We start from the raw sequence: 20,931 nt of genomic DNA on the forward strand, positions 1-20,931 counted from the left end.
TCCTAGGAGGCTAGCGTGTCGGGTGCGCTGATCGGGTCGGTGAACGACCAGCCGGACGCCAGCAGGTCGTCGCAGACCCGCACGGCCCGTGCCAGCCGCTCGGCGTGCGACCCGGTCAACTCCACGACCGGCACCCCCGACCCGGCCAACTCGTCGCGGAACCGGTCGGTCATCCAGGCGCGCAGGTGCTCACCGTCGCGCAACCCGTCGTCGGCGAACGGGACGCCCCGGTGATCGGTCAGCAGGTACCGCGCCGGCCGGCGCGCCGCCGCCCGCACCTGCGGCGACGCGCTACCCAGGTAGCGCTCCTCCCAGACCGCGGTGGCCCGCGCGTCGGTGTCGCAGAACAGCAACGGCCCCGACGACCGGGCCGCCGCGTCCTCGGCCGCCTGCTGCTCGCGGACCACCTCGCGAAAGTCCTCCCGGTCCCAGACGACATCGAAGATCGTCGCCTCGGGCGAGCGCTCCCGCAGCCGGGCGAGCTTGCGGGCCGTCAACTCCCGGCCGTACTCGGGAACCCAGACCGTGCCGTAGTGCGCGGCGAGCGCCTCGGCCATCGTGGTGGTGCCCGTCGACTCGGCGCCGACCACCACCACCCGCCGCACGAGAGCGGCCCGCACCGGCGGGCTCAGCCACCGCCAGTGACCCGCCGGGTCCGCGCGGACCGCCGTCCCGGAGACCGGCACGGTCCGCCGATCCGAATCGACCGACACGGGTACGGCCCCGAAACGGCGGGCCAACTCCGTTCCGTACGCCTCGGACGAGAAGACGGCGTCCACCTGCTCCGGTCCGACCGCCTCGCGGAACACCGCGCAGTGCGCATCCCAGACCGCCGGGTCGTCGTAGTCCACCGGGTGGTCGTCGTACCGGCCGACGAACCGGACCCACGGTGTGTCCGCGTGCGCCTCGCGCAGCCAGTCCAGCCGGGCCGCGAGCGGGATGGACTCCCGGCGTGACGGCGCCACCACCACCGTGACGGTGGCGCAGCGGGCGGCCGCCGCCGCGATCAGGGCATGGTGCCCGGCGTGCGGCGGATAGAACTTCCCCACCACCATCCCGTGCCCGAACTCGGGGCGCCGCGCCTGCGTCATCTCGCTCACGCGGTCACCGGGGCCGGGCCGGACGGCGCCGGGGTGGCCCGGTCGAGTCGGCGCTCATCGGCCCGCCAGGCCCGCAACCCGACCACGCACAGCGCGAGGAAGACCAGGTACAGCACGGCCGTCAGGTGCAGCCCCTTGTAGGCGTACAGCGGGATGTAGATCAGGTCGGCCGCGATCCAGAGCCACCAACTCTCCACCCGCTTGCGGGTCTGCCCGTACGTCGCCAGCAGGGACAGCGCCGTCGTCAGCGCGTCCGGCAGCGGCACCGTCGAGTCGGTGACCCGGTCCAGCAGGACCCAGAGCCCGCCGGTGAGCAGCACACCCGCGACCGCCAGCCCCACCCACTCCCGCCGGCCGGTCCGGCTCACCGTCAGCCGGGTCCGGCGTTCGCCGCCGAACAACCAGTGCCACCAGCCGTAACAGCCGAGCGCCACGTACACGACCTGGAGCCCGGCGTCGGCGTACAGCCCGGCCGTCCAGAACAGCAGCATGAGCAGCAGCACGTTGGCGATGCCGATCGGCCAGTTGGCGATGCGCTGCCGGGCTACCAGCCACACGTTGAGCACTCCGGTGGCGAACCCCAGCAGCTCCGCCCAGGTCGTGCCGACGCCCCCGACCCGGAACGCGGTACCGGTAAGCCAGTCGATGATCATGTCGTCAGACCTTAGGACGTGTGTCGACGGCGGAACAGACCCCGCGGCACCCGCACGACCCGGGGCCGTGGGAGGCTTTCCGACATGGTGCTTGAGGTCGCGCTGATCGACGTACTGCCCGGACACGAGGACGCGTTCGCCGCCGCGTACGCCGAGGGTCACCCGGTGCTGGCCGGGACGCCCGGCTGCCGCTCGGTGCGGATGACCCGGGGCATCGAGTCGCCCACCCGGTTCGTGCTGCTCGTCGAGTGGGACTCGGTCGAGGCCCACGAGAAGAACTTCCGGGACACCGACCGGTTCGCGCAGTGGCGCGCGCTCATCGGGCCGCACTTCGCCGGACCGCCGCTGGTCGAGCACTTCCTCGACGTACCGGCCTGAGTGGACCTGTCGTACCCCGGGGTTACCGTGCCTCCCGCACGCGCGGGTCGCCGGTCCCGACGGGCTCGGGGGCGCCGGGCCCGGTGGCCGCGCGGGCGAGTCCTACTGCCCGACGCGGCGGGCCAGGACGGTGACCGACTCCTCCGGTGACAGCGCCGACGCCAGCAGCGCCTCGGTCATCCGCTCGTACCTGTCGACGTCGAGCACCGTCGCCAGGCGCACGTCGGTGGTCAACGCCTCCAGCATCACCGTCCGCGGGTCCGCCGGGTCGGGAAAGGCATACCAGGAGTACGGCGTGAGCGGGTGCAGCCCGCCGCCGGCCAGCCCGCGTGGCAGCAACCGCACCGTCACGTGCGTCAGCCCGGTCACCGCCACGAGGTGCCGTAGCTGCTCCCGCCAGACGTCGACCGGCAGGTCGCCCTGGTCGCACACCGCCTCGGCGAGCACCGCCGTGTAGCGCGGCGGGTCGGCCCGGCGCAGCACCTCCTGCCGCAGCGCCCGGGCCCGCACCTCGGCCTCCACGTCGACCTCAGGCGTGAGCAGGACACCGGCGGCGACCCGCGAGCGCGCGTACGCCGCCGTCTGGAGCAGCCCCGGTACGAGCGCCGGCTGGTACTCGACGATGTCGGCCGCGCCCGCCTCCAGCTCGGCGTACACGCGCTGCCGTTCACTCATCTCACCGAGCGCCTTCCACCAGCCGCGACTGGTGGCCGCGTCGCGCGCGATGACGATCAACGCGTCCCGGACCGGGCCGGGCACCTGGTAGACGTCGAGCAGATCCAGCACGTCGGCGAGATCCGGACGGCTCTGCCCCAGCTCGATGCGGGACAGCTTCGACGTCGAGGCCCAGCCCAACCGGTCGCAGACCTGTTCCAGGGTCAGCGCCTCGCGCCGGCGTAGCTGACGCAGCTCAGCGCCGAGGCGCGCGCGTCGAATGACAGGACTTGTTGGCAACGGCATCCCCGCCTCCCCATCGAGGGAGCGTACGCAGGACGATCACCCAGTGCAATAGCGCGGTGGCGCACCGCAACTGAGGCGGTCGCGCCATGCGGGGGAATCCGAGGCCGTCGAAGCCTCCCTTCCCTGTTCAGGGCTCAGGCCGGTAGGCGCGGTCGAGCCGGAACTCGGCTCAGGGCCGGTAGGTGGCTCAGGGCCGGTAGGTGGCTCAGGGCCGGTAGGTGGCTCAGGGCCGGTAGGTGCCGAACGACCAGTGGATGCCGGCGAGGTCACGGGCGGCGTAGTCGCGGGACCCGTAGTCGGTGTCGAACGGTTCCCGGGTGATGTCCGCTCCGGCGGCACGCGCTTGGGCGCAGTGGGCGTCGACGTCGGGCACGGCCACGTAGACGGACCAGTCGTCCTCGGCCGCCGGAGACGCCGGGCCCACCCGAGGACCCAGCATGATCATGCCGGTGTCGAGGACGAGCTCGGCGTGGGCGACCGTGCCGTCCGGCGCCTCGTGCACGGCGTGCACCTGAAAGCCGAACGCCGACCAGAGCCAGTCGATCGCGGCGCGGGGATCGGGATAGCGGAGGATCGGATAGACGGTTCGCATAGCGACAAGTCTCCGACCCGGAGTCGACCCCCGGATTGGACGAATGTGACCCGGGGCAGCCCAACCTGCGCCGGGATCGCCGCGCTGGGGCCGGCCCGACCCACCGGTTCCCGCAAACCGGGCTGTCGGCGCGCTCAGGACGCCCCCACTTCCCTGAACCCGAGTCGATTGCGCCCGCTGGCGTCCCACCTCAGACGGCTGAGGGTGCGGCGAGCAGCGCCGCCGGTGTGGCGCCGGCGAACTGGTGGAAGTCCCGGATGAGGTGCGACTGGTCGTAGTAGCCACATCGGACGGCCACCTCGGCCCAGTCGACGGCCCGTCCACGTCCGGGCGGCGATCCGGTCGCGGCGGCATCGCGCAGCGCCGCGCGCGCGTGTTGGAAGCGCATCAACCGGGCCGCCGTCTTCGGTGGCAGGCCGACGTCCTCCCGGAACCGGGCCGCCAGATGTCGCCGGCTCCACCCCAGCTCGGCGGCGAGCTCGCCGACAGCGCCGCGCCCACCGCTCGCCGTGAGCCATCGCCAGGCCCAGTCGAGGCGGGCGTCGACGGGTGGGGACGCCGCCAGGCGGTCGGCGAGTGCCGCGTCCAGGAGCGCGAAGCGCTGCCTCCAGCCCCCGGCGTCGGCCAGCTGGTGCCGTAGCTGCTCGAGCCAGCGACCGGGGAGGTGCCCGAGGCCGACTGCCCGGTTCGTCAGCTCGGCGAGCGGCAGGCCGAGGACGCGCCGGGCGGTCAGCGGGGTCAGCAGCAGCTCCACGCCCTCCCCCACGCCCACCGTGCGGGTAGTGCACCAGCCGTCGAAGGTGCCGGCCACGAACGAGTCCACCCGCTCGACCCCACGCTCGGCGCTACGCGGATCGGCCACGTCCAGCGGCGCACCCCATCCCAGGATCAGCACCACGAAGGCACCTGCGGTCTCCCGGCGGACCAGGGGGACGTCCGCGCGTTCCCGGTAGCCGATGTACCGGTCGACGAACGGACGCAGACGGATCTCGGGCACCCCGAGGACCAGTTCGTCGTCGATCGGCGTCATCGCACCCGACCGCCCTTCCCGCTCGCCGCACGAACCACCCACCCGGCGCGTGGCCGAGACCGCCCGCCCATGCCGGTCAAGGGTGACCAGCTCGGCACGGAGACCAACCGCGAGCGGCTGCCGGGCGCTCCACACCACAACGCGCGCTCACTTCACCCCGGCGGCGTCCATCCCGCGTAGCTCCTTCTTCAGGTCGGCGACCTCGTCGCGGATCCGCGCCGCCAGCTCGAACTGCAGCTCACGGGCGGCGGCCAGCATCTGGTCGTTGAGCTCCTGGATGAGCTGGGCGAGGTCGGCGCGGGCCATCCCCTCCCGCGACGTGGTGGCGGCGGTCGACCGGCTGCGACTGCGCGTCTCCTTGACCGGCGCCTTGCCCCGGGAGAGCTGGCGGACCGCACCGCCGACCCGGGAGTTCTCGGTGTCCTCCGCCTCGCGGTAGATGTCGTCCAGGATGTCGTGGATCTTCTTGCGCAGCGGCTCCGGACTGATGCCGTGCGCCTCGTTGTGCGCGATCTGCTTGGCGCGACGCCGGTCGGTCTCGTCGATCGCCGCCGCCATCGACGGGGTGATCTTGTCGGCGTACATGTGCACCTGGCCCGAGACGTTACGGGCGGCCCGCCCGATGGTCTGGATCAGCGACCGGCCACTGCGCAGGAAGCCCTCCTTGTCGGCGTCCAGGATCGCCACCAGTGACACCTCGGGCAGGTCCAGGCCCTCACGGAGCAGGTTGATGCCGACCAGCACGTCGTACTCGCCCTTGCGCAGCTCACGCAGCAACTCGACCCGGCGCAGCGTGTCGACCTCCGAGTGCAGGTAGCGCACCCGGACGCCGTTCTCCAGCAGGTAGTCCGACAGGTCCTCGGCCATCTTCTTGGTCAGCGTCGTGACGAGCACCCGCTCGTCACGGTCGGTCCGCAGTTTGATCTCGTGCATGAGGTCGTCGATCTGGCCCTTGGTCGGCTTGATCACGACCTGTGGGTCGACCAGACCGGTGGGGCGGATGACCTGCTCGACGAACTCGCCCTGGGCCTGCTCCAACTCCCACGTGCCGGGGGTCGCGGAGAGGCAGACCATCTGACCGACCCGCTCCAGGAACTCGTCGAAGCGCAGCGGCCGGTTGTCGGCGGCGCTCGGCAGCCGGAACCCGTGGTCGATGAGCATCCGCTTACGGGAGGCGTCACCCTCGTACATGCTGCCGATCTGTGGGATCGTCACGTGCGACTCGTCGACCACGGTGAGGAAGTCGTCCGGGAAGTAGTCGAGCAGGCAGTGCGGTGGGCTGCCGGGCAGCCGCCCGTCCATGTGCATCGAGTAGTTCTCGATGCCGGAGCAGAAGCCCACCTGGCGCATCATCTCGATGTCGTACGTCGTGCGCATCCGCAGTCGCTGCGCCTCCAGCAGCTTGCCCTGGCGCTCCAGCTCGGCCAGCCGCTCGGCCAGCTCCGCCTCGATGTCGCGGATGGCCCGCTCCATCCGCTCCGGGCCCGCCGCGTAGTGCGTCGCCGGGAAGATCACCAACTGGTCGACCTCGCGGACCACGTCACCGGTCAACGGGTTGAGGTAGTAGAGCTTCTCCACCTCGTCGCCGAACAGCTCGATGCGGACCGCCAACTCCTCGTACGCCGGGATGATCTCCAACGTGTCACCGCGGACCCGGAACGTGCCCCGCTGGAAGGCCATGTCGTTGCGCGTGTACTGGATGTCGACGAGCCGGCGCAGCAACTGGTCGCGGTCGAGATCCTGACCGACCTTCACCTTGACCGCCCGGTCCAGGTACTCCTCCGGGGTGCCCAGGCCGTAGATCGCCGAGACGGTGGCGACCACGATCACGTCACGGCGGGTGAGCAGCGACATCGTCGCCGAGTGCCGCAGCCGCTCGACCTCCTCGTTGATCGAGGAGTCCTTCTCGATGTAGGTGTCGGTCTGCGGGATGTACGCCTCGGGCTGGTAGTAGTCGTAGTACGACACGAAGTACTCGACCGCGTTGTGCGGCATCAGCTCGCTGAACTCCTTGGCGAGCTGCGCGCAGAGCGTCTTGTTCGGGGCGAGCACCAGGGTCGGGCGCTGCAGCCGCTCGATGAGCCACGCGGTGGTGGCGCTCTTGCCGGTGCCGGTCGCGCCGAGGAGCACCGAGGTCCGGTCGCCGCGCCGCACCCGGCGCTCAAGATCGTCGATGGCAGCCGGCTGGTCGCCGGCCGGCTGGTAGTCGCTGACGACCTGGAAGCGGCCGTCGAGCCGAGGAATGTCGAGCGCCATGACATCAACGGTACGCCGCAGGTCCGACATGTTCGGCCGTCGCGCAGGGTACGTGATCGGCTTCAATATTCCCATTGTGTGGCGCATGTCACCGGGACTACCCTCTTCGTGTAGGCCGCTCGCGGCGGCCGACCGGGCCGGTGGCCAGGCCGTCATTCCGGCCGGCCGCCCCCGGCACAGCGGTCGCAGCACCCGGCTCGTCCGGCGTGCGCACCCGTGTGGTCGCGCTCACGGCGCAGACCGGCCGCCGCGAGCGCCCCTGCTCCGCACTCCGGGCTCGTCACCCGATGCCGTCCCACCCGTTTCACATCCGTGGACACCTCTGAAGCCCCGGCGCCCTCACCCGACACCACCCGGGCCGGCACCGCGGACCGCAGGGCTCGGCACGGTGTCAGGGACGGCCGACCCAGCCGTGCCGAGGTCAGGGACCAGAGCACCCCCGTCGGCGGTACCGGCCGCGGCGTCGGGTCGGCCCGGGCCAGCCGACGCCGCCGTACGCTGCTGCTCCTGCTCGCCCTGACCGCCGTGACGTCGGCGGCGGCGCTGGTGCTCGGGCTGCTGAGTTGGACGCCCGACCCACCCGCGCCGGCCCGGCCGCTGACCATCGCCGAGGCCGAGCGGCTGGCCGCGATGCGGGTCACCAACCTGCGGGACCTGCGCGCCGGTGTACGCGTCACCGCCGGCGAGGGCGCTGCCCGTACCGAGCTGGTGGGCTGGGTGGACTGGTCTCGTGCCCTGCTCTACCTGGACGTCGGCGGGCCGGGGGCGGGCACCGACCGGGGCCTGGTGCAGAGCGCCGGCCCGGTCCTGGTGGTCCGGCCGGACCCTACGGCCGTGCCCACCCCGGCCGCGCCTCCGCTGGTGCCGCCGACGGACCGCTGGCGGCTGCGTCACCTGACACCCGGCACGCGCCTGGCGTCGGTCCTCGACCTGCTCCTCGGCCTCGCCGCCGACCGCCCGGACCCCATCCCGACCGCCGGTGACGCGCGCTGGATCGCCCAGGAGGTGGTCGCGGACGGGACGCTGGACGTCCTCCAGGCGTCGCTGGCCGCCGCGCCGCCCACCGCCGCCAGCACCGCGGCACAGGCCAGCACCGCGGCAGCCGCCAGCACCGCGGCACAGGCCAGCACCGGGGCCGGCACGGCGGCGGCCAGCAGCCCCGCGGCCCGGTACTGGCTCGACCGGGACGGCCGACTACACAAGCTGGTGACCCGTCTGCCCGGTGTCGGGCCGCTCACGGTGCTCCTCGACCGGATCGACCGCCCCACGCTGCATCCGGTGGACGCGCTCGGCGGTCGACCCGGCCTGCCCCGGGCGCTCACGGAGGCCGAGCAGCGGCGGTGGGACGCGCTGCCGGCCCGGCTGCGCGGCCAGGGCGGCGCCACGCTGACGCTGGCCGCGCCGGTGGGCGTCGAGGTCAACCTGCGGGGCGCCGGTTGGTTGGGCTGGTCCGCCCGTACCGCCTATGTGGCGGTCGCCGACCTGGGCGTACCCGATCGCCGGACCCTCCTGCACCGCGACGCCGCCGGCCTGTCCCGTACGGACGTGCCCGCCGACGCCGGTGGTGGTGGCACGGCCGAGACGCCCGGTCGGCCGCCGTTCCCGGTCCCCGCCGGCACGTGGCGGACCAGCCGGTCCGCCCGCGACGACCTGGACCTGCTGGTCGACGCGGCGGTGGCCGCCGCCGACCCGGCGGCACGGCGTGCCGCCCCCGTGCGCGTCCGTGAGGACCTCGCCGACGGGCGGACGGTGGACGTCGTGGAGTTCCGCAGAGGCGCCGCGCGGCTGCGCTACTGGATCGACCGGGACGGGTTGCTGCGCCGGGTGGAGCTGTGTACCGGCCCCGGCGCGTGGGCCCAGCTGGACCTTTCCCCCGCCGTGGTGCCCCGCCTCCCGCCGCCACCGCGCGCCGCCGGTCGACCGCGCGGAACACGCTGACCGGGGGTCAGGGCCGCCAGTCGGTCTGCGCGGCCCACTGCTCGGTCCGCAGGTACTCCTCGTCGAACCACGGGTCGCGGGCCGTGCCGGAATCGGCGACGTGCGGCGCCGCGTCCACCAGATCGCGCTTGAGCAGCAGATACGCCGCCCGTCGATCCGGGTCGGCGCGCAGGTAGTCCCGCATCAGCAGCGCGTACCGCCAGCCGGGCGAGTCCGCCGCCCGTACGTGCAGCCGCACCGGGCGACCGGGGTCGGCGCTGCCGTGCAGCCGCTTCTCCCACCGCCCCCGGCCGGCCGGACGCGGATCGTCCCACCAGTGCCCCGGGACCCGGGGAACCCCGCGCCCGCCAGCCGCTCGGCCAGCGGCCCGTCGGCGTCCGCGAGGCTGGGCACGGCGAGCTGCACGTCGATGATGTCGTCGGCGGCCAACCCGGGCACCGCCGTCGCACCGATGTGGTCGATCCGCAGATCCGCCGGGGCGACCGCGTGGCGGATCCGGGCGGCCAACCGCGCGTACTGCTCGGGCCAGCTCGCGTCGGCCTCCGCCGCGTCGTCGCGCGCGGGCGGCGACGCGACCCGCCGCTGCCGCAGGTTGTGCTCGTAGGGTCGCAGCCGCTGCCGCCACAGCGTGTCCACGGCGTCGTGCAGCGCCGCCAGACTGCCGTCGTTGATCACCACCACGTCGGCGACCGCCCGCCGGCGATCGTCGTCGGCCTGCGCGGCGATCCGCCGCTCGGCCTCCGCGCGGGCCATACCCCGGTCGCGCGTCAGTCGCTCCAGCCGGGTCGGCACGGCCGTCTGCACCACGACCACCAGGTGGTACGTCGGCGCGAGCCCCACCTCCACCAGCAGCGGCACGTCGTTGACGACGATCGCGTCCGGCGCCGCCGCCGCGACCAGCTCGGCGGTACGCGCCCGTACCCGCGGGTGGGTGATCGCCTCCAGCCGGCGGCGGGCGGCCTCGTCGGAGAACACCAGGGCGCCCAGCGCGGCGCGGTCCAGCGCGCCGTCGGCGTCCAGCACCCCAGCGGAGAAGGTGGCGACGATCTCCGCGAGGCCCTCGGTGCCCGGCGCAACGACCTCCCGGGCGACCTGGTCGGCGTCGACGAGCACAGCGCCCAACTCCACCAACCGCGCGGCCACCGCGCTCTTGCCCGACCCGATCCCGCCGGTCAAACCCACCCTCAGCACCAGAACAGTCAACCGGATGGCGGCTCGTCCGCCAAACACGCCCAGCCCGCGATCAACCCGTTGAGGGGGACCCGACCTCTCACGCGCGTCCTTTGCTCTGCTTCAGCCCAGGAGACACCTGCCGTCCGGTAATCGGACACCGGCCGTTTCCTCCGTTGAAGCAGAGCAAAGGACGCAAGGTGGTAGGTGGGACCTGGTCGGTGCCCCGGCCCCTGGCCCCGGCCCTCAGCGACTCCGACCCGAGGTCGACGCGAGGTGGCCGTTAGCCCGCCCCGGGCGACGCCGCCGTGACCACGCGCGACAACCGCGTGCTGAGCACATGGCGAAGGCCCCGCCTCCGGCGATCCGAGGATCGCGGGAGACGGGGCCTGCCGTCGTTCAGCGGGTCACTTACCGCCGGCGAGCTTCTCCCGCAGAGCGGCGAGCGCCTCGTCGGTGGCCAGGGTGCCGGCCGGCTCCTCGTTCTGCCGGCTCGGGGCCGGGCTGGACGAGGAGGTGGTGCCGCCACTGGCAGCCGGGACAGCGGGGGCCGGGTTGGCAGCGGCCTCGGCGTCGGCGGCGCGAGAGGTCTGCACCTGCTTGGTGTGGGCCTCCCAACGCTGACGGGCCTCGGCGTACTGGTTCTCCCAGGTCTCGCGCTGCTTGTCGTACCCCTCGAGCCACTCGCCCGTCTCCGGGTCGAAGCCCTCCGGGTAGATGTAGTTGCCCTCGGTGTCGTACGTCGCGGCCATGCCGTAGAGGGTCGGGTCGAAGTGCTCCTCGCCCTCGACGAAGCCCTCGTTGGCCTGCTTGAGCGACAGGGAGATCCGGCGACGCTCGAGGTCGATGTCGATGACCTTGACCATGACCTCGGAGCCGACCTGGACGACCTGCTCCGGGATCTCCACGTGGCGCTCGGCCAGCTCGGAGATGTGGACCAGGCCCTCGATGCCGTCGTCCACGCGGACGAACGCACCGAACGGAACCAGCTTGGTGACCTTACCCGGCACGATCTGCTGGATCGCGTGGGTGCGGGCGAACTGCCGCCACGGGTCCTCCTGCGTCGCCTTCAGCGACAGGGAGACGCGCTCGCGGTCCAGGTCGACGTCCAGAACCTCGACCTCGACCTCCTGGCCCACCTCGACGACCTCGGACGGGTGGTCGATGTGCTTCCAGGACAGCTCGGAGACGTGCACCAGACCGTCGACGCCGCCGAGGTCCACGAACGCGCCGAAGTTGACGATCGAGGACACGACGCCCTTGCGGACCTGGCCCTTCTGCAGCTTGTTGAGGAACTCGGTGCGCACCTCGGACTGCGTCTGCTCGAGCCAGGCACGGCGGGACAGCACCACGTTGTTGCGGTTCTTGTCCAGCTCGATGATCTTGGCTTCGAGCTCACGCCCGACGTACGGCTGCAGGTCACGCACGCGCCGCATCTCGACCAGGGACGCGGGCAGGAAGCCGCGCAGGCCGATGTCGAGGATGAGACCACCCTTGACGACCTCGATGACAGAGCCGCGGACGACGCCGTCCTCGTCCTTGATCTTCTCGATCGTGCCCCAGGCCCGCTCGTACTGCGCCCGCTTCTTGGAGAGGATCAGACGCCCCTCCTTGTCCTCCTTCTGGAGGACCAGGGCCTCGATGTGGTCACCAACCGTCACAACCTCGGCGGGGTCCACGTCGTGCTTGATCGACAACTCACGAGAGGGGATGACACCCTCGGTCTTGTAGCCGATGTCGAGCAGGACCTCGTCCCGATCGACCTTGACGACGGTGCCTTCGACAATGTCGCCGTCGTTGAAGTACTTGATGGTCTCGTCGATCGCGGCGAGGAAAGCCTCCTCGGAACCGAGATCGTCGTGGGTGACCCGGGTGGCGCTCGAGGGGGCCTCGATGCTGCTCGTCATGTGGGCGGTTGCTCCGGTCGGTGGGTTGTCACAGCAGGCTGGTGTGTCGCAGTGACCTGTTCGCGCCAGCGGATCCGCCGCCGGGCACACCGAACGATCGCCTAGTGAGATCATGATGTGGCTCCGACGACCGCGCACCTGCTCCCTGCCGAGGCAACGCGATCCGCGAGCGCATCGTCTAGCCTACCGTGCGCATTACCACAGCGTGCAAGCCCTCCCGCCTCCTCGCCGCGCGATGACCTGCGAAAGCCGAACAATCGCCCGGAAACGACCCCTCCTGTCTCGTAGGTCACAGCGGCCCCAGCCGTCGGCTGGTCACGGGCGGTTTGATCGACTCGACTTCCTGGAAACCGGGCCATCCCGTCGCCCCGGAGACCCCGATTTCACCGAAGCCGAGTCGATCAAGCGGGCGCGTCGCGCCGATTCCCGGAGATCGTAGACGCGCCGCCGTACCCAACGGGGTGGGTGGGGCCTAGCGTGAGCGGGTGGATGACGACAGCCGGGTGACCCGGCGCGGCGTGGGTGACGCCGAGGTCAGGCGGGCCAACCGTGGCTGGTGGGACACCGACGCCGACGACTACCAGGCCGAGCACGGCGCGTTCCTCGGCGACGTGGACTTCGTCTGGTGCCCGGAGGGGTTGCGCGAGGCGGACGCCCACCTGCTCGGCGACGTCTCGGGACGACGGGTGCTCGAGGTGGGTTGCGGCGCCGCCGCGGCCGCCCGCTGGCTCGCCACCCAGGGCGCGCGGCCGGTCGCCTTCGACCTGTCCGCCGGCATGTTGCGGCACGCCGCCAAGGCGGCCGAGGCCACCGGGGTACGCGTCCCGCTGCTGCAGGCCGACGCGCTCGCGCTGCCCTTCGCCGACCGGTCGTTCGACGTGGCCTGCACGGCGTTCGGGGCGATCCCGTTCGTGGACGACTCGGCGGCCCTGCTCGCCGAGGTGCACCGGGTGCTGCGCCCGGGTGGCCGGTGGGTGTTCTCGGTGACCCACCCGATGCGCTGGATCTTCCTGGACGACCCCGGCGAGGGCGGGCTGAAGGCCGTGCACTCGTACTTCGACCGCTCCCCCTACGTCGAGCAGGACGAGAACGGCGTGGCGACCTACGTCGAGCAGCACCGGACCCTCGGTGACCGGATCCGGGAACTGGTCGGCGCGGGGTTCCGGCTGCTGGACCTCGTGGAGCCGGAGTGGCCGGAGGGCCACGAGGGCATCTGGGGGCAGTGGAGCCCGCTGCGCGGACGGCTCTTCCCCGGCACCGCCATCTTCGTCACCGAACGCCCCGCCGACTGAGCGCGCCGCACCCGTTGCCCGCCCGATCCGCTCGACATGAAGCTGCGATCGCCGAGATCACGCCGTAGTCGTTTCGCCCCGGCGGGGTCGGGTAGCCGGGGGCATGGCCGAACAGAGATTCCACCAGGGCGACCGTGTCTCCTGGTCGGCCCACGGCAGCCGCGCGTACGGCGTGGTGCAGGGCACGATCACCGAGCGGACGCGGATTCGCGGGCGGGCGGTGAGCGCGGCCCCCGACGACCCGCAGTACCGGGTCCGCAGTGACGGCACGGGCCGCGACGTGGCCCACCGCCCGGAGGCGTTGCGTCATGAGCAGAGCTGACGACCAGGGCCGGGACACCTACCGGGAGTTCACCGACGCGGTGAACATGAAGCCCGGCGAGCTGTCGACGTGGCTGGAGACCGACGAGTCGAAGCAGGTCGGCTGGCACAAGGGTGGCCGTACCGGTGGCGGCGAGTCGGTCGGGCACGAGTCCGGCCGGAAGATCATCAACCTGCTCCGCCGCAAGCGCGCCGACCTCTCGGAGGCGGACTACAAGCACATGCGCAAGGTGGTCGGCTACGTCCGCCGGCACATGGCGCAGCGCCCGTCCGGCAACGTACGCGACACGAAGTGGCGCTGGTCCCTCATGAACTGGGGCCACGACCCGATGAAGTAGCGGCCCCCGACCGCTCCGCGGACTCCCTGCCACAGGATCCGCACGAGGTGCCACCAAGATCCGCACGAGGTGCCACCAAGATCCGCGCAACTTCGGCGAAGTTGCTGCCTCGGACCTCCCGGATGCAGCACTTTCCCCGAAGTTGCGTGGATCATCGCGCATGCCCACCTCGTCGGGTGCGGGTGCCGCGAGAGCGGACGGGCAGCATGCAACCCGACGGGTATGGGTGCAAGAGCGGACGGGCAGCGACGGGACTACGCCTACCGGGTCAGGGGTTCCGGGGCAGCCCGACCCGCGCAGGGATCAAGCCTGACCGCCCGGAGCGGGTCGGGCTGCCCCGGAACCCCCACCGGCGACCATCAGTGATCCGCGCTGTTCCAGTCCCGGCCCAAGCCGACCGACACCTCCAGCGGCACCGACAGCGGGTACGCCCCGCCCATCTCGCGCCGTACCAGCGCTTCGAGGGCCTCCCGCTCACCGGGCGCGACCTCGAAGACCAGCTCGTCGTGCACCTGCAACAGCATCCGGGAGCGCAGACCGGCGTCGGCGAGGGCGGTGTCGACGTGCAGCATCGCCACCTTGATGATGTCGGCGGCTGACCCCTGGATGGGGGCGTTGAGCGCCATCCGCTCGGCGATGTCGCGGCGCTGCCGGTTGTCGCTCACCAGGTCGGGCAGGTAGCGGCGGCGGCCCAGGATGGTCGAGGTGTAGCCGTCCTGGCGGGCCTTGGCGACCACCTGGTGCAGGTAGTCGCGCACCCCGCCGAAGCCAGCGAAGTAGTTCTCCATCAGCCCGCGCGCCTCTTCGGTGCCGATGTTGAGCTGCTGGGACAGGCCGAACGCGCTGAGCCCGTACGCCAGGCCGTAGTTCATCGCCTTGATCTTGCGCCGCTGGTCCGGTGTGACCTCGTCGACCGGCACGCCGAAGACCGACGAGGCGGTGGCGGCGTGGAAGTCGGCCCCGGAGTTGAACGCCTCGATGAGCGCGTCGTCCGAGGAGAGGTGCGCCATGATCCGCATTTCGATCTGGCTGTAGTCGGCGGTGAGCAGGCACTCGTACCCCGCACCCACCACGAAGGCCCGGCGGATGCGCCGGCCCTCCTCGGTGCGGATCGGGATGTTCTGCAGGTTGGGCTCGGTGGAGGAGAGCCGGCCGGTGGCCGCGACGGTCTGGTTGAAGGTGGTGTGGATCCGGGCGTCGTCGGAGACGGACTTGAGCAGACCGTCCACCGTCGACTTGAGCTTGGCGACGTCGCGGTGACGCAGCAGGTGGGCCAGCACCGGGTGAGGCTGCTGCGCGTAGAGCCACTGCAGTGCGTCGGCGTCGGTGGTGTAACCCGTCTTGATCTTCTTGGTCTTCGGCAGGCCCAGCTCGGTGAAGAGGATCTCCTGCAACTGCTTGGGCGAGCCGAGGTTGAACTCCCGGCCCACCGCCTCGTACGCGCCCTGGGCGGCGGCCTTCACCTCGGCGGCGAAGTGCGCCTCCAACTCGGACAGGTAGTCGGTGTCGGCGGCGATGCCGGTGCGCTCCATGCCGGCGAGCACCCGCATCAGCGGCAGCTCCACCCCGGCCATCAGCCGCGCGGACTGCTCGCCGTCCCGGGACAACTCGGCGTCGATGGAGTCGGCGAGGTCGAGGGTGGCGCGGGCCTGGAGCATGAGGTTCTGCTCGGCCACCCCCTCGTCGCCCAGCCCGTCGAGGGTGAGCTGGCCGGTCTCGGGCGCGTCCACCCGCAGCTCGCGGTGCAGGTAGCGCAGGGCCAGGTCGGTCAGGTCGTAGGACCGTTGGTCGGGGCGGGCCAGGTACGCGGCGATCTGGGTGTCCCGGGCGATGCCGGCCAGCTCCCAGCCGTGCGCGGCGCAGGCCAGCACCGCGGGCTTGCTGTCGTGCAGCACCTTGGGCCGCTGCGCGTCGGCCAGCCAGGACGCGAGGGCGCTCTCGTCGGCGGCGTCGAGCCCGCTGGGGTCGACCCAGGCGGCCGCGCCACCGGCGCTGGCCAGCGCGAGCCCGGTGATCGAGGCGGCGTGCCGGCGGTTGGGGCCGGTGTCGAGCTTGACCGCGAGCCCGACCGGGGTGCCGGTTGGGGCGTGGGCGTCCAGCCAGGCGCTGAGCGCGCCCGACTCGGTGAGCACCTCGCCGGTCAGGTCGAAGCCGGACTCGGCCTCCGGCTCGACGGCCTCCAGGTACTGGTAGAGGCGGTCGCGCAGGATGCGGAACTCGAGGGTGTCGAAGACCTGGTGCACCGCCTCCCGGTCCCATCCTGTCCAGCGGGTGTCCTCCGGGCGCAGCGGCAGCTCCAGGTCGGAGACGAGGCGGTTGATCTCGTAGTTGCGGATCACGTCGGCGAGTCGCTCCCGCAGGCTGTCACCGGCCTTGCCCTTGATCTCGTCGGCGCGGGCGATGACGCCCTCCACCCCGCCGTACGTGGTGATCCACTTGGCGGCGGTCTTCGGGCCGACACCGGGCACGCCGGGCAGGTTGTCACTGGTCTCGCCGACCAGCGCGGCGAGGTCCCGATACTGCTGCGGGCCGACGCCATACTTGGTCTCGATCGCGGCCGGGTCCATCCGGGCCAGGTCGGAGACGCCCTTGCGCGGGTAGAGGACGGTGATCTGGTCGTCGACCAGCTGGAACGCGTCCCGGTCACCGCTGCTGATCAGCACCGACATGCCCTGGTCGCGGGCCTGGCAGGCGAGCGTGGCGATGACGTCGTCGGCCTCGTAGCCCTCCATCTCGACGACCGGGATCTGCAGCGCCGCCAGAACCTCCTTGACGAGGCTGACCTGGCCCTTGAAGTCGGTCGGGGTCTCGCTGCGGCCGGCCTTGTACTCCGCGTACTTCTCGGTGCGGAAGGACTGGCGGGAGACGTCGAACGCCACGACGATGTGGGTGGGCTGCTCGTCGCGCAGCACGTTGATCAGCATCGAGGTGAAGCCGTAGACCGCGTTGGTCGGCTGACCCGTCGTGGTGGAGAAGTTCTCGACCGGCAGGGCGAAGAACGCCCGGTATGCCAGGGAATGTCCGTCGACGAGGAGCAGGCGCGGCGTCGTAGCTGTCACGGCAGCGACTCTAGTCCGTCGCACCGACAACCCTCGTCGTCGCCTCGCAGACGCGACGAAGCGGCCGGCGATCGCCCGCCGGCCGCTTCGTCGTCGGTGACTCAGGCCACGCCGAGGTACGCCTCCTTGACCGCCGGGTCGTGCAGGAGTTCCTGGCCGGTGCCCTCCTTGACGATCCGGCCGGTCTCCAACACGTACCCCCGGTGGGCCCGCGACAGCGCCTGCTGGGCGTTCTGCTCGACCAGCAGGATCGTCGTGCCCTGCTCGTTGATCCGCGTGATGATCTCGAAGATCTGCTGGATCAGCTTGGGCGCCAGCCCCATCGACGGCTCGTCCAGAAGAAGCAGCTTCGGACGGGTCATCAACGCCCGACCCACCGCCAGCATCTGCTGCTCACCGCCGGAGAGCGTGCCACCGGCCTGCTTGCGGCGCTCGTGCAGCCGCGGGAACAGGTCGAAGACCATCGCCAGGTCCTTGGCGATGTCGGCCCGGTCCTTGCGGGTGTAGGCCCCCATCTCCAGGTTCTCCAGCACGGTCATACCGGGGAAGACGCCGCGTCCCTCCGGCGACTGCCCGATCCCCCGGATCACCCGCAGGTCGGCGCGCAGCCGGCTGACATCGGCGCCGTCGAACTTGATGCTGCCGCCGGAGATGGCGTGCAGCCCGGAGATCGCCTTCATCGTCGTGGTCTTACCGGCGCCGTTCGCACCGATCAGCGCCACGATCTCGCCCTGGTCGACGTGCAGGCTGATGCCGTGCAGCGCCTCGATGCGGCCGTAGAGCAGCTTCAGGTTGTCGATCTCAAGCAGCATCCTCGACACCTCCCAGGTACGCGGCGATCACCTTCGGGTCGTCGCGCACCTCGGCCGGCGATCCCTCGGCGATCTTCTGCCCGAACTCCAGCACCACCAACCGGTCCACCACGCCCATGACCAGTCGCATGTCGTGCTCGATCAGCAGGACGGTGACGCCCGAGTCGCGGATCTTGCGGATCAGCTGGAGCAGCGCCACCTTCTCCGCCGGGTTGAACCCGGCGGCCGGCTCGTCCAGGCAGAGCAGCGTGGGATCGGTCGCCAGTGCCCGGGCGATCTCCAGTCGACGCTGGTCACCGTACGACAGGTTACGGGCCAGGTCGCCGGAGCGACCTTGGATGCCGACGAAGTCCAGCAGTTCGTGGGCCTTGGCCTTGCCCTGCCGCTCCTCCCGCCAGTGCCGCGGCAACCGCAGCAGGGCGCTCGGCACGCTGGTCTTGTGGTTGGCGTCCGCGCCGACCTGCACGTTCTCCAGCGCCGTCATCTCCGGGAAGAGGCGGATGTTCTGGAAGGTACGCGCGATCCCGAGCTTGGTGATCTGGAACCGCTTACGGCCACTGACCTTCTCGCCCCGGAACCGGATCTGGCCGGTCGTCGGGGTGTAGACGCCCGTCATCGCGTTGAAGCAGGTCGTCTTGCCCGCGCCGTTCGGCCCGATCAGCCCGAGGATCTCCCCCTCGTAGAGGGTGAAGTTGACGTCGTTGAGGGCAACCACGCCACCGAACCGCAGCGTGACGTGGTCGACCTCCAGCAGCGGCTTGCGGCCGTCGACCGGGGTGGCCGGCTCGCTGACGGCCTCGTCCGGCGTCGACGAGGTCTCCGCCGGGCTGCCCACCGTCGTCCGCGCGTCGATCGCCATGTCACGCTCGCTGGTGACGTCGCGCTCGCTACCCATCCGTGGCTCACTCAACGACAGCCACCTCCTTCTGCCGGTCCTTGAGCTCGGCGGCACGCCGCCGGTTCGGCCACAGACCCTGCGGGCGGAAGATCATCACGATGATCAGCAGGACCCCGAAGATGAAGTACCGCAACGACGTCGGGCTGACGTCGAAGTCGTTACCGAAGACGGTGGCCGTCTCCGGCAGACCGAAGACGTCACCCACCGACCGCAGCCACTCCGGAATGTAGATGACCAGGAAGCCGCCGAGGATCGCGCCACCGATGCTGCCGGCGCCACCGAGCAGCACCGCCGCCAACACCAGAATCGAATTCTCCAGGGAGAACGTGGACGAGTTGACGAAGTTGGCCTGACCGGCCCACAACGTGCCGGACAGTCCGCCGACAGCCGCGCCGATCGCGAACGCCCACAGCTTGAACCGGAACGTCGGCACACCCATCAGCTCCGCCGCGTCCTCGTCCTCACGGATCGCCACCCAGGCGCGACCCACCCGGCTGTTGGCCAGGTTCCGGATCAGGAAGACCGCACCGATGATGACGGTGAGCAGCAGCCAGTAGTACGGCTTGAACTCGAACTGGAAGATGGCCGTCCCGTCCGGGTACTTGCCCGGCGGGTGCCCCACCTGCGGGATGCCCCGGTCACCGTTCAGGACCCAGTCCTGGTTCTTGGCGACGATCCGGATCATCTCCGCGAAACCGAGGGTCACGATCGCCAGATAGTCACCCCGCAGCCGCAGCGTCGGAGCGCCGAGCAGCACACCGGACAACAGCGCCAGCGCGATCGCGATCGGCACCGTGACCAACCACGGCCACGGGCTCTCGAACCAGTTGTACTCGGTGATGAGCTTGCTCTCCGGCGACGTCAACAACGCCACCGTGTACGCGCCGACGGCGAAGAAGCCGAAGAACCCCAGGTCCAACAGACCCGCGTAGCCCACCACGACGTTGAGACCGAGCGACAGCAGCACGATCCACGCGCAGTAGAACAGCACCGCCGCCATGTCGTTGCGCGTGGTGTACAGCGGGATCCACAGACCCGGGATGTTCAGGTACTCGTAGAACCACTTGTTCGGCAGGATGTAGAGGAAGGCGAGGAAGGCCAGCAACCCGGTGATCCGGGCGGACTTCGGCAGCCCGTCGACCCGCCGACCGATGGCACTCGAAGCGGAGTGCCAGCGCTCTCGCAGAGCGGTCATGCCCGCGCCCTCCCCAACGACTCGCCCAGCAGGCCGGTCGGCCGGAACATCAGCAGGACGATCAGCACCACGAACGCGATGAGATCCCGCCACTGCGAGCCGAAGAGCGCCGACCCGTAGTTCTCGACCAGACCCAGCAGGATGCCGCCGATCGCCGCACCCCGCAGGTTGCCGATACCGCCCAGCACCGCGGCGGAGAACGCCTTGAGCCCGAGCAGGAAGCCGATGTTGTAGCGGGTGTTTCCGCTCTTCATGTCACTGAAGACGGCGGCGACGCCGGCCATCAGACCGCCCAGCACGAAGACCAACGCGATCACTCGGCTCTTGTTGACACCCATCAGCGCGGCCGTGTTGGCGTCCTGCGCCACCGCGCGGATGCCCTTGCCGAACCGGGTCTTGTTAACGAACCAGTCCAGCCCCACCATCATGATGATGGCCACGCTCAGCGTCAGCATCTGCACCGGCGTGACGCTCCAGCCACCGATCTTGAACAGCGTGTCGGCGGGCAGCAGGGCCGGGGCGCCGATCTGACGCCGCTGGGTCAGCGTTCCCATCAGCTCCATCAGCGCGTACGAGGCGCCGATGGCCGTGATCAGGAAGGCCAGCGGCGGCGCGTTACGCCGTCGCAGCGGCCGATATGCGGTAACCTCGATGAGCAGGGCGACACTGCCGGACAGCAGCGCCGCCACAACGATCGCCAGAGCGATCAGCAGCAGCGAGCGACCGACCGACGGAGCGCCGCTGTTGCTGTCGAGCCCGAAGGCCGCCCAGGTCCAGATGGCACCGAACGTGCCGATCATGAAGACCTCGGAGTGCGCGAAGTTGATCAGGCGGAGTACGCCGTAGACGAGGGTGTAGCCGAGGGCGATGAGCGCGTAGATCGCACCCTGCACCAACCCGGTTGTGGTCAGTTCCGGGAAGCCCCGGACGAGTTCTGCAAAGTCCACCGATGCTCCGAAGGGTGTTGCGTTGAGCCGATGCGGCCGGGGTTACGCACCCCGACCGCATCGAAACAACTCTGTTCGTCACGCC

The 20,931-nt window shown here is 71.0% G+C and carries 19 protein-coding genes; 5 read left to right on the plus strand and 14 right to left on the minus strand.

Going from position 1 to position 20,931, the window contains the following annotated elements; genetic code table 11:
- Nucleotides 1-2: 2 nt before the first annotated feature.
- Nucleotides 3-1,091 (minus strand): AAA family ATPase, encoded by a 1,089-nt coding sequence (locus ACQP0N_RS23225; RefSeq protein ID WP_433121769.1) that lies wholly within the window; start codon nt 1,089-1,091, stop codon nt 3-5.
- A 5-nt stretch (nt 1,092-1,096) separates the two neighbouring features.
- Nucleotides 1,097-1,753, minus strand: a complete 657-nt coding sequence (gene pnuC, locus ACQP0N_RS23230) for a nicotinamide riboside transporter PnuC (protein ID WP_433114088.1) — start codon at nt 1,751-1,753, stop codon at nt 1,097-1,099.
- 84 nt (nt 1,754-1,837) lie between these two features.
- On the opposite strand from pnuC, the gene ACQP0N_RS23235 reads away from it, so the two are divergent.
- Nucleotides 1,838-2,131 carry an antibiotic biosynthesis monooxygenase family protein gene (locus ACQP0N_RS23235; RefSeq protein WP_355049563.1) on the plus strand — a complete coding sequence of 98 codons (294 nt, stop codon included), beginning with the start codon at nt 1,838-1,840 and terminating at the stop codon, nt 2,129-2,131.
- 102 nt (nt 2,132-2,233) lie between these two features.
- Here ACQP0N_RS23235 and ACQP0N_RS23240 read toward each other — a convergent pair whose 3' ends face one another.
- From ACQP0N_RS23240 to uvrB, 4 genes are all read right to left on the minus strand, one after another.
- Entirely contained in the window at nt 2,234-3,091 is an 858-nt protein-coding gene (locus ACQP0N_RS23240) for a helix-turn-helix domain-containing protein (RefSeq protein ID WP_433114090.1), read from the minus strand.
- A 223-nt stretch (nt 3,092-3,314) separates the two neighbouring features.
- A complete protein-coding gene (locus tag ACQP0N_RS23245; RefSeq protein ID WP_433114092.1) occupies nt 3,315-3,683 on the minus strand; it encodes a VOC family protein in 369 nt (122 codons plus the stop codon).
- 190 nt (nt 3,684-3,873) lie between these two features.
- A complete protein-coding gene (locus ACQP0N_RS23250; protein WP_433114094.1) occupies nt 3,874-4,713 on the minus strand; it encodes a helix-turn-helix domain-containing protein in 840 nt (279 codons plus the stop codon).
- Nucleotides 4,714-4,860: 147 nt separating this feature from the next.
- Nucleotides 4,861-6,969: an excinuclease ABC subunit UvrB gene (gene uvrB, locus ACQP0N_RS23255; protein ID WP_355049559.1), complete on the minus strand. Its 2,109-nt coding sequence runs from the start codon at nt 6,967-6,969 to the stop codon at nt 4,861-4,863.
- 312 nt (nt 6,970-7,281) lie between these two features.
- Between uvrB and ACQP0N_RS23260 the strand changes: the two genes are divergently transcribed.
- Nucleotides 7,282-8,907, plus strand: coding sequence for a hypothetical protein (locus tag ACQP0N_RS23260; protein WP_433114096.1), 1,626 nt, complete (start codon nt 7,282-7,284; stop codon nt 8,905-8,907).
- A gap of 7 nt (nt 8,908-8,914) precedes the next feature.
- Here the strand turns inward: ACQP0N_RS23260 and ACQP0N_RS23265 are convergent, their stop codons facing one another.
- The 3 genes from ACQP0N_RS23265 to rpsA form a co-directional block, all read right to left on the minus strand.
- On the minus strand, nt 8,915-9,145 hold the full coding sequence (locus ACQP0N_RS23265; RefSeq protein WP_433114098.1) for a GrpB family protein: 231 nt from the start codon (nt 9,143-9,145) through the stop codon (nt 8,915-8,917).
- A complete protein-coding gene (coaE, locus tag ACQP0N_RS23270; RefSeq protein ID WP_433114100.1) occupies nt 9,091-10,098 on the minus strand; it encodes a dephospho-CoA kinase in 1,008 nt (335 codons plus the stop codon). The genes ACQP0N_RS23265 and coaE overlap by 55 nt, the downstream gene beginning before the upstream one ends.
- Nucleotides 10,099-10,484: 386 nt before the next feature.
- Nucleotides 10,485-11,984, minus strand: coding sequence for a 30S ribosomal protein S1 (gene rpsA, locus ACQP0N_RS23275; RefSeq protein ID WP_355049556.1), 1,500 nt, complete (start codon nt 11,982-11,984; stop codon nt 10,485-10,487).
- Nucleotides 11,985-12,469: 485 nt separating this feature from the next.
- Here rpsA and ACQP0N_RS23280 point away from each other — a divergent pair, with 485 nt between their 5' ends.
- From ACQP0N_RS23280 to ACQP0N_RS23290, 3 genes are all read left to right on the plus strand, one after another.
- The gene (locus ACQP0N_RS23280; RefSeq protein WP_433114102.1) at nt 12,470-13,276 is read left to right on the plus strand and encodes a class I SAM-dependent methyltransferase; all 807 of its coding nucleotides are present in this window, start codon (nt 12,470-12,472) and stop codon (nt 13,274-13,276) included.
- 103 nt (nt 13,277-13,379) lie between these two features.
- The gene (locus ACQP0N_RS23285) at nt 13,380-13,598 is read left to right on the plus strand and encodes a DUF2945 domain-containing protein (RefSeq protein WP_355049554.1); all 219 of its coding nucleotides are present in this window, start codon (nt 13,380-13,382) and stop codon (nt 13,596-13,598) included.
- Nucleotides 13,585-13,935 carry a DUF3140 domain-containing protein gene (locus ACQP0N_RS23290; protein WP_355049553.1) on the plus strand — a complete coding sequence of 117 codons (351 nt, stop codon included), beginning with the start codon at nt 13,585-13,587 and terminating at the stop codon, nt 13,933-13,935. The genes ACQP0N_RS23285 and ACQP0N_RS23290 overlap by 14 nt, the downstream gene beginning before the upstream one ends.
- A gap of 359 nt (nt 13,936-14,294) precedes the next feature.
- Here the strand turns inward: ACQP0N_RS23290 and polA are convergent, their stop codons facing one another.
- From polA to ACQP0N_RS23315, 5 genes are all read right to left on the minus strand, one after another.
- Nucleotides 14,295-16,994: a DNA polymerase I gene (gene polA, locus ACQP0N_RS23295; protein ID WP_433114105.1), complete on the minus strand. Its 2,700-nt coding sequence runs from the start codon at nt 16,992-16,994 to the stop codon at nt 14,295-14,297.
- Between the two features lie 101 nt (nt 16,995-17,095).
- Nucleotides 17,096-17,806: an ABC transporter ATP-binding protein gene (locus ACQP0N_RS23300; RefSeq protein ID WP_355049551.1), complete on the minus strand. Its 711-nt coding sequence runs from the start codon at nt 17,804-17,806 to the stop codon at nt 17,096-17,098.
- On the minus strand, nt 17,796-18,665 hold the full coding sequence (locus ACQP0N_RS23305) for an ABC transporter ATP-binding protein (RefSeq protein ID WP_396799370.1): 870 nt from the start codon (nt 18,663-18,665) through the stop codon (nt 17,796-17,798). The genes ACQP0N_RS23300 and ACQP0N_RS23305 overlap by 11 nt, the downstream gene beginning before the upstream one ends.
- A gap of 43 nt (nt 18,666-18,708) precedes the next feature.
- Complete coding sequence (locus tag ACQP0N_RS23310) at nt 18,709-19,899, minus strand: branched-chain amino acid ABC transporter permease (RefSeq protein ID WP_355049549.1); 1,191 nt, start codon at nt 19,897-19,899, stop codon at nt 18,709-18,711.
- On the minus strand, nt 19,896-20,846 hold the full coding sequence (locus tag ACQP0N_RS23315; protein WP_357127195.1) for a branched-chain amino acid ABC transporter permease: 951 nt from the start codon (nt 20,844-20,846) through the stop codon (nt 19,896-19,898). Before ACQP0N_RS23315 ends, ACQP0N_RS23310 begins: the two co-directional genes overlap by 4 nt.
- Nucleotides 20,847-20,931 lie beyond the last annotated feature (85 nt).

The sequence above is a fragment of the Micromonospora sp. CA-246542 genome, from assembly GCF_050942905.1.
Lineage (GTDB): Bacteria > Actinomycetota > Actinomycetes > Mycobacteriales > Micromonosporaceae > Micromonospora.